At 63.4% G+C, this 12,799-nt stretch carries 13 protein-coding genes; 2 read left to right on the top strand and 11 right to left on the bottom strand.

The window, feature by feature from the left end; genetic code table 11:
• Positions 1 to 3: 3 nt before the first annotated feature.
• The 5 genes from Q3Y64_RS11310 to Q3Y64_RS11290 all read right to left on the bottom strand — a co-directional run bounded on the left by Q3Y64_RS11310 (position 4) and on the right by Q3Y64_RS11290 (position 4,357).
• On the bottom strand, positions 4 to 1,218 hold the full coding sequence (locus Q3Y64_RS11310) for a DUF2252 domain-containing protein (protein WP_303561884.1): 1,215 nt from the start codon (positions 1,216 to 1,218) through the stop codon (positions 4 to 6).
• An 86-nt stretch (positions 1,219 to 1,304) separates the two neighbouring features.
• Positions 1,305 to 1,619: a quaternary ammonium compound efflux SMR transporter SugE gene (gene sugE, locus Q3Y64_RS11305; protein WP_101941074.1), complete on the bottom strand. Its 315-nt coding sequence runs from the start codon at positions 1,617 to 1,619 to the stop codon at positions 1,305 to 1,307.
• Between the two features lie 24 nt (positions 1,620 to 1,643).
• Positions 1,644 to 2,237: a nucleotidyltransferase family protein gene (locus Q3Y64_RS11300; protein ID WP_303561881.1), complete on the bottom strand. Its 594-nt coding sequence runs from the start codon at positions 2,235 to 2,237 to the stop codon at positions 1,644 to 1,646.
• Between the two features lie 9 nt (positions 2,238 to 2,246).
• Complete coding sequence (rpiB, locus tag Q3Y64_RS11295; protein WP_303561879.1) at positions 2,247 to 2,684, bottom strand: ribose 5-phosphate isomerase B; 438 nt, start codon at positions 2,682 to 2,684, stop codon at positions 2,247 to 2,249.
• Between the two features lie 98 nt (positions 2,685 to 2,782).
• Complete coding sequence (locus Q3Y64_RS11290) at positions 2,783 to 4,357, bottom strand: peptide chain release factor 3 (protein ID WP_101941072.1); 1,575 nt, start codon at positions 4,355 to 4,357, stop codon at positions 2,783 to 2,785.
• Between the two features lie 117 nt (positions 4,358 to 4,474).
• On the opposite strand from Q3Y64_RS11290, the gene Q3Y64_RS11285 reads away from it, so the two are divergent.
• Together Q3Y64_RS11285 and Q3Y64_RS11280 are read left to right on the top strand one after the other, a co-directional pair.
• Positions 4,475 to 5,374: a DMT family transporter gene (locus Q3Y64_RS11285; protein ID WP_303561876.1), complete on the top strand. Its 900-nt coding sequence runs from the start codon at positions 4,475 to 4,477 to the stop codon at positions 5,372 to 5,374.
• Positions 5,358 to 5,912 (top strand): YqaA family protein, encoded by a 555-nt coding sequence (locus Q3Y64_RS11280; RefSeq protein WP_303561873.1) that lies wholly within the window; start codon positions 5,358 to 5,360, stop codon positions 5,910 to 5,912. The genes Q3Y64_RS11285 and Q3Y64_RS11280 overlap by 17 nt, the downstream gene beginning before the upstream one ends.
• A 15-nt stretch (positions 5,913 to 5,927) precedes the next feature.
• On the opposite strand, the gene Q3Y64_RS11275 is transcribed toward Q3Y64_RS11280, so the two are convergent.
• The 6 genes from Q3Y64_RS11275 to Q3Y64_RS11250 all read right to left on the bottom strand — a co-directional run bounded on the left by Q3Y64_RS11275 (position 5,928) and on the right by Q3Y64_RS11250 (position 12,618).
• Positions 5,928 to 7,292, bottom strand: a complete 1,365-nt coding sequence (locus Q3Y64_RS11275) for an HD-GYP domain-containing protein (protein WP_303561870.1) — start codon at positions 7,290 to 7,292, stop codon at positions 5,928 to 5,930.
• Between the two features lie 42 nt (positions 7,293 to 7,334).
• Positions 7,335 to 8,315 (bottom strand): phosphatidate cytidylyltransferase, encoded by a 981-nt coding sequence (locus Q3Y64_RS11270; RefSeq protein WP_101941069.1) that lies wholly within the window; start codon positions 8,313 to 8,315, stop codon positions 7,335 to 7,337.
• A 76-nt stretch (positions 8,316 to 8,391) separates the two neighbouring features.
• Positions 8,392 to 9,009 carry a lysophospholipid acyltransferase family protein gene (locus Q3Y64_RS11265; RefSeq protein WP_303561864.1) on the bottom strand — a complete coding sequence of 206 codons (618 nt, stop codon included), beginning with the start codon at positions 9,007 to 9,009 and terminating at the stop codon, positions 8,392 to 8,394.
• Positions 8,999 to 9,460, bottom strand: coding sequence for a hypothetical protein (locus Q3Y64_RS11260; protein WP_143707347.1), 462 nt, complete (start codon positions 9,458 to 9,460; stop codon positions 8,999 to 9,001). The genes Q3Y64_RS11265 and Q3Y64_RS11260 overlap by 11 nt, the downstream gene beginning before the upstream one ends.
• The gene (locus Q3Y64_RS11255; RefSeq protein ID WP_303561862.1) at positions 9,457 to 10,758 is read right to left on the bottom strand and encodes a phosphatase PAP2/dual specificity phosphatase family protein; all 1,302 of its coding nucleotides are present in this window, start codon (positions 10,756 to 10,758) and stop codon (positions 9,457 to 9,459) included. The genes Q3Y64_RS11260 and Q3Y64_RS11255 overlap by 4 nt, the downstream gene beginning before the upstream one ends.
• A 105-nt stretch (positions 10,759 to 10,863) precedes the next feature.
• On the bottom strand, positions 10,864 to 12,618 hold the full coding sequence (locus Q3Y64_RS11250) for a bifunctional alpha/beta hydrolase/class I SAM-dependent methyltransferase (RefSeq protein WP_303561860.1): 1,755 nt from the start codon (positions 12,616 to 12,618) through the stop codon (positions 10,864 to 10,866).
• Positions 12,619 to 12,799: the final 181 nt, after the last annotated feature.

Raw genomic sequence — 12,799 nt, 5'->3', positions numbered from 1 at the left:
AGATCAGGGTTTGAAAGCGCCGTCGTCATACGCCACGCAGTAACGCAGCCAATCCGCTTCGACCTGCTCGGCGCAGTGTTCGGCCAGCGCCAGCAGGCGGCTGCGCCATTTGTGCTTGGTACCGAACTCGATCAGCTCGTCGGCTATTGCCGAGCCTTTGCGGCCGCTGCTGCGTAGCTGCGCCCAGGCCACAAGCTCGCCCATCTGCCCCAGCATCTCGCGGAAGCTGCGGTTCTTGCCGGCCGCTTCGCGCAGATCGATGCGATCCTCGGCGGGCTGCAGTTCGCGCAGCACCGCGCTGCGCCGACCCAACTCCAGCGGATGCAGGAAAGCTACCGGGATGGCCTGCATCATCTGCTGCACACCGATCACCCGGTGCGCTTCCGAGGCCCAGCGCGGTTCGGGCGTGCGTAAATGGGGCGTGAGCGTGGAGGTGGGGGCTTCTTTCAGGTCCAGCAGAGCGTGATTGTCTGGCCCGCCCTCGCCGCGGACCAGGATCACGTAGCGCTCCAGCCCGAGACTGGCGTTGCCGCTCACCCGGCGGGCCACATCCAGCACCTCGAAGAATTTCGGATCAGCTTGTTCGCTGGCAAAGCGGGTCATCAGTTCGCGCACTTTGTGCTGTTGTTTGTCGCTCGCAGGGAGGGCTTTCTTGCCATCGATCTTCAGGCTGCGGCGCTTGCCACGGCGGGTGCAGCGGCGATCGAGCAGATCCTTGCGGCTGCGGCAGCGAAGCGCTTCCAGATGATCGCGGATCAGGCCATCGGCAGTATCGCGTTCCAGCCAGCGTGCACGGCCGGCGCTGAGGGCGCTGGCGTACGCTTCGATAAAGGCGCCGGCGTGGGCCAGGGCTTCGTCGCGGTCGAAATCCAGTGCGGGCGCTGCCACCAGCACGCTGCTCACGAAGCGCGTCAGGGCCCAGCTGGCAGGCGCGAGGGTGGCTTCGTCGAAATCGTTGAGGTCGAAATACACCAGCCGGTTGTCGCCCTTGTAACTGCCGAAGTTCTCCAGATGCAGGTCGCCGCAAGTCCAGGCCAGTGGAGCCTTGTAGAGCAGCTTGTCGTTGGGCATGCGGGCATGGAAGAGGGCGCTTGTGCCGCGCAGGAAGGCAAACGGGTCGCGGCGCAGCAGCGCGTACTTGAGTGCCAGCCGCTCGGGATCGCGACCGGCATGGCTGTGCTTCAGCAACTCAACGGCGTCGTCTGTGGTGTGGCTCATCTCTCATGTTCCTGCCTGACTGTGGGTTGGCCAAGGGTAGTCAGCCCGTGTGAGGCGAAGATGACGGGCAGACTTCAGGGCGAGAATCAGTGGGCGAGCTTGAGCCCGACGATGCCGGCAAAGATCAGCGCAAGGCTCACCAGACGCAGCGTGGCCGCCGACTCTCCGAGCACGAAGATGCCGAAGAGCGCAGTGCCGATGGCGCCGATGCCGGTCCATACCGCGTAGGCCGTGCCCAGTGGAAGCGAGCGCATGGCCACGCCCAGCAGCACCACGCTGCCGATCATGGCGGCGACAGTGCCGACCGAAGGCCACAGGCGGCTGAAGCCCTCCGTGTACTTGAGGCCGACAGCCCAACCCACTTCCATGAGGCCGGCAATGATCAGGATGAACCAGGGCATGATGATTTGAGATCCAAGGTTTGTTTAGCAGGGCGCTGGATGAGGGCGGATGCGAAGCCCTGGCCAGCGTGAGCGATAGGAGGCTGCTTTACGCTCGAAGAGCTCCGGGTAGGGGGTTAGCGGGTTGGGACTGAGAATGCCATCGTAGAGGTGTTGCAGGCCGTTGGGCGCGTAGACTTCCCCGGGCCGGATGCCGACGCAGGTGGAGGGCATCAGAAAGCGATCGATGCCTTCGCGCGAGCTCCGCAACGGGGCATAGGGCTGGCCGAAGTGGGATTCGTACCAGAGGTGGACGCGTGCCTGGTTGGCAACTTCGATCGTGATACCCAGCACGCCCAGCACTTCGTCCGCATGGGCCTGAACCCTAAGTTCGCCTGTTTCGCTGAGATCTGAGGGGTCGAAGTAGAAAAGGTCGTAGTCCTTGATGTTGGACTCCGGCACGTGTCCGGCCTGCAGATTCCACACTGTCTGGAAAAGACAGCCGGCTACGAGCCAGGCATCGGGCAGGGCCAGCGCATTCCATCGGTCGAGAATTGCGCGGTTGTGGCGATTGCTCAGCACATCGCGCAGAAAACGGTCGTTCAGATCGCCCGGATGGATCGGCTCGGCCGCTTCCACGTTGCACGGTCAGGCAAGGTTGATTTTTGCAACACGGCTTGCGTGCCGCCCGCCTTCGAAGCCGGCTTCGAGAAATGCTTCAAGGATATCAATCGCTGTGCCTGCACCGATGATTCGTGCGCCGAGACACAGGACGTTGGCGTCGTTGTGCTGGCGTGACATGCGCGCACTCAGGGGCTCACTGCACACCACCGCGCGGACGGCCGGGTGGCGGTTGGCCGCGATAGACATCCCGACGCCCGTACCGCAGACCAGGATGGCCTGGTCGATCTCGCCGTTTTCAATGGCTCTCCCTACCGCGTGGGCGAAGTCGGGATAGTCACAGGAATCGTTTGTGGTGGTGCCAAACTCGCGGACGGACAGGCTGCGTTTCTCGAGCTCTGCCACGAGGACTTTTTTCAACTCCAGACCCGCGTGATCGGAGGCGATTCCCAGTCGGTTTGTCATGAGCGCTTCCTTGAAGTATTTGACGGACGCAGCCGGACTCAGGGGGCTGCGCCAATGCCGTGTTTTGCAGGAGCGGCCAGCGATCGCTCCTGCAGAGGTCAGTAGATTTCGCGGGTTTCCAGGAACTTCACATTCGGGTGCCGTTCCTGTGCCATCTGCAGGTTGACGCGGTTCGGCGCCAGATACACATAGTCGCCCGCTCCATCGAGGGCCATGTTGGCCGGCGCCTTGTCGAGCAGGGCCTTGATGTCGTCGTCCTTGCCACGCAGCCAGCGGGCGGTGGCCCAGTTGCAGCCTTCGAACACGCACTCCACGCCGTATTCGTGTTCCAGACGGTGCGCCACGACCTCGAACTGCAGCATGCCGACCGCGCCGAGGATCAGGTCGTTGGAAGCGAGCGGCTTGAAGAGCTGGGTCTGGCCTTCTTCGGCGAGTTGCTGCAGGCCTTTCTGCAACTGCTTCATCTTGAGCGGGTTCTTGATCTGGGCGCGGCGGAAGAGATCCGGCGCGAAGGAGGGAATGCCGGTGAATTTGAGGTCTTCCCCCTCGGTGAAGGTGTCGCCGAGGCGGATCGTGCCGTGGTTGGGGATGCCGATGATGTCTCCCGAATAGGCCACGTCGGTGGTGTTGCGATCCTGCGCCATGAAGGTGATGGCGTTGTTGATCGCCATGCTCTTGCCTTGCGAGACCTGCTTGATCTTCATGCCGCGCTCGAATTTGCCTGAGCACACGCGCAGGAAGGCGATGCGGTCGCGGTGCTTGGGATCCATGTTGGCCTGGATCTTGAACACGAAGCCCGAGAACTTGGCTTCGTCCGGTGCCACGACGCGGTGTTCGGTGGCACGGGCGAGCGGGCGCGGCGAAAGATCGACAATGGCGTCCAGTACCGATTGAACGCCGAAGTTGTTGACGCCGGAGCCGAAGAAGACCGGCGTCTGTTTGCCGGCCAGGTAGGCTTCGCGATCGAAAGTGTGGGAGGCGCCACGCACCAGTTCCACTTCAATTCGCAACTCGTCGGCCTGATCGCCAATCACTTCGTCCAGACGCGGGTTGTCCAGGCCCTGGATGATTTCGGAAGTGCCTTTTTCGGCATGCGGGTCGAAGAAGGCGATGCTGTCGTTATAGAGGTGATACACGCCGCGGAAGCGCTTGCCCATGCCGATCGGCCAGGTCATCGGCGCGCACTGCATGCCCAGCACGGATTCGATTTCGTCGAGCAGCTCGATCGGCTCGCGGCCTTCGCGGTCGAGCTTGTTGATGAAGGTGAGGATCGGGGTGTCGCGCAGGCGGCACACGTTGAGCAGCTTGATGGTCTGCGATTCCACACCGTTCACCGAGTCGATCACCATCACGGCCGAGTCCACGGCGGTGAGCGTGCGGTAGGTGTCTTCCGAGAAGTCTTCGTGGCCCGGGGTGTCGAGCAGGTTGATGATCGCGTCGCGATACGGGAACTGCATCACCGAAGAGGTGACCGAGATGCCGCGCTGCTTTTCGAGCTCCATCCAGTCGGAAGTGGCATGGCGGGCGGCCTTGCGGGCGCGCACTTCGCCGGCGACCTGGATCGCGCCGCCGAACCACAGCAGTTTTTCGGTCAGCGTGGTTTTACCCGCGTCAGGGTGGGAAATGATCGCAAAAGTGCGGCGGCGGGCGAGTTCTTGCTTGAGTTCGGTCATGGCGTGCGGCTTTCAGACAAGGCGCGGATTATACAGAGGCCGCCTGCCCGGCATGCCGGAATTCCGGTAAGGTCGGCTTCCCGCCGCCTGGTGCTGCTTTCCGCTTCCCGCTCCCGCATGTCTTCGCCTGTCCGGCTTTCCCGCAACGCCTGGCTGATGCTGCTGATTTGCATCTTCGGCTGGGGTTTTTCCTGGACCGTGATCAAGTACGCCCTGGCCGAAATCCCGCCCTTGTCTTTTCGTGGCGTATCAGCTTTCGCGGCCGGCATGCTGACCTTGCTGCTGGTCCGCGCCAGTGGTGCTTCGGTGGCGGTGGCGCGTGCGCATTGGCCCAAGCTGGGCATGCTGGCCTTTTTCAACGTGCTGAGCTGGAACGTGTTGTCTACCTATGGCGTGCTCTACCTGCCCTCGGGCCGGGCGGCGCTGCTGGCCTACACTATGCCGCTGTGGTGCGTACCGCTCTCTGTCTGGCTGCTGAACGATCGCCTCGATCCTCGGCGCTGCGTGGCCTTGCTGCTGGGCGGGGCCGGCGTGGCGGTGTTGATGGGGCAGGATGTGATGGAGCTGATGCAGGCGCCGCTGGGGGCGATCCTGATGGTGAGTGCAGCGCTGTGCTGGGCGTGCGGCATGGTGCTGATGAAGCGTTGGGCCCTGCCGCTCGAAACCATGTCGCTGACCGGCTGGCAACTGCTGCTGGGCAGCCTGCCGATGCTGCCGGCAGCAGTCTGGGTGGATGGCATTCCGCCACAGCTACCCGGTGCGGGGGCACTGGCTGCGCTGGCTTTCAGCGCGCTGGTGACTTTCATGCTGTGTTACTGGGCCTGGAATCGATTGGTGTTGATGGTGCCAGTGGCGGTGTCCTCGCTTTCCTCGTTGCTGACGCCGCTGGTGGGTGTGACTTCCGGCGCGCTGTTTCTCGGTGAGCAACCCGGCTGGGCTGAAGCGTTGGCCGTATTGCTGATTCTGGGTGCGGTCGCGGTGATCAATCTGGGAGGCCGGCGTGCGCCTGTTGCCTGAGCGGGTCGGCTTGGAGGCCTTTGCCTGGGGATTGGCGGAGGCCACGCTGTTTTTCATCGTGCCGGATGTGTTGCTTTCCGGCCTGGCCCTCAAGCAGTCGATGCGTCGGGTGGTGCATGCGTGCCTGTGGGCGTTGGCTGGCGCCTTGCTCGGTGGGGTGTTGATGTATTTTTGGGGCCGGTTTTCACCGATCACGGTGCTGGGCGTGCTGCGCGAGATTCCGGCGATTGATCTCCCGATGTGCGAAGAAGTGACGCGTCAGTTGCGTGATGAGGGGCTCTTCGCGCTCTTCATCGGTCCGCTCACCGGCACGCCTTACAAAATCTATGCAGCGATGGCTGGCGCACTGGCGCTCAATCCACTGCTTTTCTTCGCGATCAGCATTCCGGCCCGTCTGTTGCGCTTTCTGGCCGTCGCCGGATTGGTGCGGCTGATCTGCCGGGCTTTTCCGGGCCTGTCGCTAGGGGGGCGGATGGGGCTGTGGGCGGTGGGCTGGCTGGGCTTCTATGGCTGGTATTTCAGCCACTTTGCGGGCTGATTGCGGCCGCTCCTATTAAACCCTTGGAGTGAATTGGGCGGTCACCTTGCGCAGCGCCGCGAAGCAGTCAGCGTCGATTGCGCTGCCGATGCTTTCGGCCATCATGTCGAGCGCCTTGTCGATCGGAATGGCGCCGCGATAGGGGCGCTCGGCGGTGATCGCATCGAAGATGTCGGCGGTGGTGATGATGCGGGTCTCCAGCGTGATCCGCTCCGCCGTGAGACCATGTGGATAGCCTTTGCCATCGAGTCGCTCATGATGGGCGCCGGCCACGCTGGCCAGCTCGCGGAAGGCGCCGATGCGGCTGAGGATCTGCTCGGTGTAGGCAGCATGCATCTGCACCGCACGCCATTCGGCCTCATCGAGCTTGCCGGGCTTGTCGAGCACGCTGTTGGAAACGCCCAGCTTGCCCAGATCGTGCAGCAGGGCGGCGCGTTTGAGCCAGCGGCGGCGCTCCGCCGTGAGCTCCAGCTCTTCGGCGAGCATGTCGGTGTAGAGCGCTACGCGCTCGCTGTGGCCGGCGGTGTAGGGACTTTTTGAGTCGACCACCTGACCGAAGCCGGCGGCGATGTCGTCGAGATAGTCGTCATCCAGCACGACCGAATCCCTTGCCGGCTCCAGCGCGAACACGGCCCGGTCGATGTCGTCCGAGGCGAGGGTCTGCCAGAACTCCACTGACTGGGCGACGGACTCGAAAGCTCGCACAAGTTGCGGATCAAACCAGCTACCGCTGCGCGTTCGCACCTCCTGCTGCGCGGCCGCGGGTCCGTTGGCCGTGAAGAACACGTCAGCCACCTGGGCCAGCAAGGCGATGCGAGCCAGCAGCGAGATCGCAGGACCGGCGATGCCTAGCGGCTTGCCGCCGCCGTTCCAGTGCTCATCGAGGTGCAGGATGCCGTCGGCCACGGTTTCATCGAAGCGCAGCTTGCGGGCGATTTCGGCGCCACGCTGACAGCGGGTTTCGAACAGCTCGCGGCCGATTTCCTCCCCGTTCTGAAACAGATGAAAGAGGGAGCGGAAGCGCTCGCTGAGGGAGGCGTGGAGGCCGGTGTGGCGTAGCACGAAGCCGATGATCTGGGTGCTGCGGGTGCCGGCCAGTTTGAAGTCGCGCTTGAAGGCGAGATCGTCGGTGAGATAGAGGGCGCAGATCCGTGCCGCGTTGCTGCTACAGCCCAGATCCTTGAGCAGCAGGGTGTAGTAGAGCGAGCGCAGCTGGGCATTGTCCAGCCGCAAGGCGTGGCCGATGTGCATGCCGATCCAGCACACGCGCACGCAATGGCCGCGTGGCTGACCTTCGGTGATGTCCAGCGCATGGCTCAGCGCGGCCATCAGCTCGGCCAGGGTCAGGGTGTCGGCGGAAAATCTTGCGAAGCGCTCCATTCCCGCCTTTACGGCAGGAATGTCTTCAGGCCTGAGGAGTGACTATGTGAAAAAGTAGCGCACGAGGTGGAAGAAGACCGGCGCGGAAAAGCACACGGAATCCAGCCGGTCGAGCATGCCGCCGTGGCCTTCAATCATGTGGCCCCAGTCTTTCACGCCGCGATCGCGCTTGATGGCGCTCATCACCAGCCCGCCGAAGAAGCCCATCAGGGTGATGGCTAGCGCCATGCCGGCCGCCTGCCAGGGCGTGAAGGGCGTGATCCAGAACAGCGCGGCGCCCAGCGCGGTAGCGCTACCCAGCCCGCCGAGGAAGCCGGCGACGGTCTTGGACGGTGAGAGGTTCGGGGCGATCTTGCGCCGGCCGAAGAGCTTGCCCCACACGTACTGCAGCACGTCGGAGGACTGCACGACGATGATCAGGAACACCACCAGCAACAGGTTGCGTTCCTCGTAACCGGCGATGTTCAGCGCCAGCAGGGCCGGCACATGCGAGATGGCATACACGCAGATCATCAGGCCCCATTGCGTCTGGGTGGCGCGTGCGAGGAAGTTCGTGGTGTCCTGCCCGAGGCAGGCCAGGCAAGGCATCAGCAGGAAGGCATAAACCGGAATCAGGATCGAGAACATGCCGTACCAGTTCTGCCATACGAACACATATTGGAGCGGCAGGAACACGAAGAAGCAGGCCAGCAGGGCGTAGTGGTCACCGCGCCGGGTATTCGTGAGGGTGATGAATTCGCGCAGGGCGAAGAAGGAAATCAGCCCGAAGAGTAGGACCACACCGGTATGCCCGCCGAGCAGCGCGATGCCGATCACGGCCACCATCACCCACCAGGCATTGGTGCGCGCCACCAGATTGGCAACCACGCCGTTGTCGCGTCCCAGCTTCCAGCGCAGCAGCCAGCCAATGAGGCTGGCAATGAGCAGCACCGCGCCGATGCCGAGGAAGAGATGAAAAGTGGCTTCGCGTGCGGCTTCGGGGACCTGGTTAGGAATGCTTTGCAGGGAAGTGGTCAGGCTCATGGTTGTTTTCGGTGAGAGCGGCCATCGGCCGTGAAGGTTCATGCAGGAGCGGCCTTTGGCCACTCCTGCCCCCGGATCAATGTTTCGGCATCATCGCCAGCACGGCTTCGCGCGCTCGCACGAGAAAATCCGCCTTGGCCTCTTCCGCACCCAGTGCCAGCGGCGTACCGAAACTCAGCACGCAGACCAGTGGCACCGGCAGCAGATTGCCCTTGGGCATCACGCGATTGAGGTTTTCCATGCGCACCGGCACCAGCTCCACCTGGGGGTTGTCCCGTGCCAGATGGTAGAGGCCACCCTTGAAGGCCTGCATCTCACCATCGAGCGAGCGCGTGCCTTCGGGGAAGAAAATCAGCGAGTCGCCGGCGTCGAGTGCGGCTTGCAGCGGCGCGAGCGGACTGACGCCGGGCTTCGGTTTGCGTTCGACCAGCACGCCGCGGAACACGCGATGGATCAGGTATCGCCGCAGCGGCGAGGCGCCCCAGTAGTCCGCACCTGCTACCGGCCGGGTGCGGTAACGGATTGAGGGTGGCAGCATGGCCCACAGCAGCAGGAAATCGAGATGGCTGGAGTGGTTGGCGAAGTACAGACGCTGCTGCGCTTCGGGTTTACAGCCCAGCCAATTGGCATAGGCACCGGTGAGCAGGCGGGCCAGCGCAATCAGGAAAAGTCCGGCGAAACGATCAAGCCACATACAGGAAGCCGCTGGCGGCCAGCACGAGAAATAGTTGTGCGCATACTACCGCAGCCAGTCGTACGACCAGCTTCCGCGTGGCTGCTGCGCGCTGGGCCAGATCGCGTACATCCGTGCCCTGGCGCAAGCCCAGCTGGCTCAGCGCGGCGTCGAAATCCGGCAGGGCCCTGGCCTCCTGCTCATGTGCGGCGATCAGCTCGAAGGCGGCTACGTCGAAACGGATGCGCAAGGCGTACCAGGCCAGTGCCAGACCCAGCAACAGGGCCGTGCCGAACAGCCACAGTGCAGGTGCTGCCGCCTGCCGCGTTGCGAGCAGCAGGCCGCCAGCCGCGACTGCACACAGGATGCCGCCGAAGACTTGCAGCGGCTGGGTACTGCGCAGAAAGGCGGCGCTGAGGGTGGCGAGTGTGCGGTCCGGGGTCATGCGTGTCGGGCCCTGTTTTGTAATCAAGGATGTTTTGCAGACGAGAGGCCTGCCGCAATGCTCTGCGCCTGCAGGCGCACATGGGGTCGTGCGCGCCGGATTGCCATCACAGCCTCTTCCGGCGTGTGCGCGCGATGGCGCACCAGCCAGGCGGCCACGCTGGCGGCACTGCGCGAGAAACCCAGCGCACAGCAGACCCACACGCGCTGCCCTTGATGGCGAGCATGTTCTATGGCGTCCGCTGCGGAGGCCAGCTGCTTGCCGTTGGGGGGCAGGAGGTCGAGCAGCGGGAGGCTGTATGCAGCCGATCCCGGCACGGGCAGTGGCAGTTCGGCGGCGAGGTCGATGACCTGATCGATGTTGTAGTGGATGAGTGTGGCGGCGTCCGGCTGACGGCCGAGGAAAACGCCATCGATGACTTCAGCGCCGGCTGGAAGTTTGCGTGTCCATAGCCATACGTTGAGCCGCGCACCCAGCAAGTAAGGGGCGAAGAACATCCAGCTGCGCCAGGGCATGCGCGTGCCCTGCTTGCCGAAGTGGGCGCCTTCGCCAAACAGATAAATCGCGGCGACACCGGCAAGGGCCGCTGCCGTCCAGTACAGCAGCCAGGCGAGGGCGGCGGGGAAGAGCAGGGCGCCCAGGCCGGCGGCTGTCAGCGCACCGGCCCCGTAGTACAGCGCAAGGCGTGAGCGCTGGGCTTCCAGCCCGCGCCAACGCCATGGTGTGTCGCCATCCGGCACCAGCAGCAGGCACAGCGCACCGGCCCAGAAGCCGGTCAATACATCGATGAAATGGTGCTGCCAGGTGGTAAGAACCGACACGCCAATCAGTGCGAACCAGACGTGGAGCAGCCAGCGGATCGAGCGATGTCCTGCGAGGTCGGCATAGAAGCGCCACAGCACGACGAGCAGGCAGATATGCAGTGAAGGCGCCTGGTTGTAGGGCAGGTCGAAGCCTGTGAGTGCATCGAACATTGCGCCGGCCCAACCATGAGTTTCGGGGCGGCTGAACGAGAAATGCAGCGGCCATATCAGGAAGCCGGTAATGCAGAGGACTTGCGCAGCCAGCAGGCGTTTGGCCAGACGGAAAAGTTCGTCGCGGCTGCGTGCGGCAAACAACGCAATGCCGTACAGAAAATCGATGCTCCAGTAGGGCAGGATGGTCCAGGCAACAAAGGGGATGTGTTGCTCCCAGCCGAATACGTAGACGCCTACGTCGCTGCGCTGGGCGGTGAAGTGATTGGCTGCGCTGTAGCTGCCAAAGAACAGCACGCCGAGAAAGGCGCCCCAGGCAAGGGCTTGAGTCCAGGGGCGTCTGGGCTTCATGACGAGGTTTTCAGACATTTTGGGTCTTGCGCAGGGGGAGTCAGGATGAACCGCAGGGCCGACTTCTGCCGGCCCTGCAGGTTGGGTGTGCGGCTGAAGCCGAACCTAGGCCAGATTGCGCCGCGCAATCGACACCGTGAAGATGCCCCACTCATCGGCCAGCGTGTGCAGCTTGGTGAAGCCGGCGGCTTCGACGAGCTGGTCCATTTCGGCCTGCACGCGGCGGCGCATCACCCAGGGCTTGCCATCGCGATGGCTGGACAGCACGCGTGCAATGAACTCCAGCTGCGGGTGCCAGGGCTGACCGGTGTAGATCAGGTAGCCGCCGGGCTCTACGGCATCCGCCATACCGGCGAGTGATTCGCGCAGCAGTGCGTTGTCCGGAAAGAGTTCGTAGAGGCCCGAGACCACGCCGATCGTGGGGCGGGGCGATACGGTGGTGAGCGAAGCGCGGTTGAAGGCATCGCCCTGCACGAAGCGTGCAATGCCCTGCAAGCCCTTCTCGACGATGAGCTTGTTGCCCTTCTCGACGTTCAACTCGGAAAAGTCGCGCAGCAGGATGCCATCCGGCTTCTGGTCCAGCTTTTCGATGCCTTCGAGGATGTAGCGCCCGTGGCCGGCAGCGATGTCCAGCACCTGTACCGGGCGGCCTTCCGCGCGCAGCTTCGAGATGGCTAGCTGCAGCAGTTGCTCGACGTGCAGTTTGCGCTGGCGGATGCCGCGCCAGCCGATTGCGTCCAGATAGTTGCGGTCGATCAGGCGTCCAATCAGGCCCTGGCCGCGTGCTTCATTGCGATAAACGTAGTCCAGTGTGCTGCCCGAATCGAAGCCGGTGGCAAAACCCAGGCGCACGCCCGAGGAGAGTCGGCCGATGCTGCTCATGGACAGGCGAGAGAGCGCGAAGGCCCAGCGCTTCGGACTCAGCAGGGGCAGTGGCCGCGCGAGTTGGGTGTATTCGTCAAAGCTGTAGCCGCGCTGGTGGGCGTCGAGCAGTTGCGGCTTGAGTGCTTCGGCTTCGAAGCGCTCAAGCAGGAAGCTGCGTAGCTTGGCAATGGCAAGGTGGCGATCCACTTCGCCGAGCGTGTCGTGATAGAAGCCCTCGAGGACGTGTTTTTCTTTCACAGCGCTGCCCAGACGCTCGAAGAATTCGTGCTGGGGGGCGTGATGCACCACCCAGTCTGCGCCGGAGATCAGCAGCTGGGTCGGCACCTGAATTGCGCCGGCATCCTGTACCACGCGCTCGGCCGCTTCGTAGAGCGCGAGCAGGATGTTGACCGAGATCGGCCGGGTGATCAGCGGGTCCGCGTTGAAGGAGCTGATGCGCGCCGGATCGTGCGTCAGGTAATGTGCCTTGACGTAGGAATTGACGTAGAAGTTGCCGAACAGCTTGTGCATCACCGCGAGGCCAGCACGCGCGAAGGGGACGTAAAGCTTGACCTTGAATGCCGGTGAGGCGAGCGACATGCAGCGGATCTGCGGCGCGTGATCATGCACCCAGGCGCTGACCGTGACGGCGCCCACACTCTGCGCAATGACGCCGACATCCGAAAGCGGCAGGCCGTGCTGTGCCGCGGCAAAGCGCACGAACTCATCCACATCACGAACCGAACGGCCGAAACTCGGCGAAAAGCCGCGCGGGCCTGCGTTGCGGCCATGGCCGCGGGCATCCCAGGCATAGAAGGCAAAGTCCGGCAGCTGCAGTTCATCCACGACATGGGCCATGCGGCCCGAATGCTCATGCCCGCGGTGGAACAGCACGATCACGCCGCGTGGCGTGGCGCTTTGTGCGGGCCAGTGACGATAAAAGAGCGAGGATCCGTCGCTGGTGGTGAAGCTGCTTTCAATGACCTGACGACTCATGTGTGCTCCGTAGGGAGTGAGAAAACCTGATAGGGCTGAGAGTCATTCTATGCGGAATAAATTTCTAATGGTTTTCCGCAATACCCACTCGTCTTGAGTGGATTTTCTGTCTCACCATTTTCTCGTCGGTGCAGGGGGCGTAATCCAGGGGCTTGTGTGCCCGCAATGCCGGCTTGCGCAG

The sequence above is a fragment of the Uliginosibacterium sp. 31-12 genome, assembly GCF_030548425.1.
Classification (GTDB): domain Bacteria; phylum Pseudomonadota; class Gammaproteobacteria; order Burkholderiales; family Rhodocyclaceae; genus Uliginosibacterium; species Uliginosibacterium aquaticum.
The sequence above is the reverse complement of the archived record's forward strand: the minus strand, read 5'-3'. Positions and strand labels throughout refer to the sequence as shown.

Coding starts and splice junctions, on each gene's coding strand:
- Q3Y64_RS11270 (WP_101941069.1), bottom strand. CDS start 8,315: ATGAGCCTGACCACTTCCCTGCAAAGCATTCCTAACCAGGTCCCCGAA.
- sugE (WP_101941074.1), bottom strand. CDS start 1,619: ATGCCCTGGTTCATCCTGATCATTGCCGGCCTCATGGAAGTGGGTTGG.
- Q3Y64_RS11255 (WP_303561862.1), bottom strand. CDS start 10,758: ATGAAGCCCAGACGCCCCTGGACTCAAGCCCTTGCCTGGGGCGCCTTT.
- rpiB (WP_303561879.1), bottom strand. CDS start 2,684: ATGACAAACCGACTGGGAATCGCCTCCGATCACGCGGGTCTGGAGTTG.
- Q3Y64_RS11310 (WP_303561884.1), bottom strand. CDS start 1,218: ATGAGCCACACCACAGACGACGCCGTTGAGTTGCTGAAGCACAGCCAT.
- Q3Y64_RS11265 (WP_303561864.1), bottom strand. CDS start 9,009: ATGTGGCTTGATCGTTTCGCCGGACTTTTCCTGATTGCGCTGGCCCGC.
- Q3Y64_RS11250 (WP_303561860.1), bottom strand. CDS start 12,618: ATGAGTCGTCAGGTCATTGAAAGCAGCTTCACCACCAGCGACGGATCC.
- Q3Y64_RS11290 (WP_101941072.1), bottom strand. CDS start 4,357: ATGACCGAACTCAAGCAAGAACTCGCCCGCCGCCGCACTTTTGCGATC.
- Q3Y64_RS11285 (WP_303561876.1), top strand. CDS start 4,475: ATGTCTTCGCCTGTCCGGCTTTCCCGCAACGCCTGGCTGATGCTGCTG.
- Q3Y64_RS11275 (WP_303561870.1), bottom strand. CDS start 7,292: ATGGAGCGCTTCGCAAGATTTTCCGCCGACACCCTGACCCTGGCCGAG.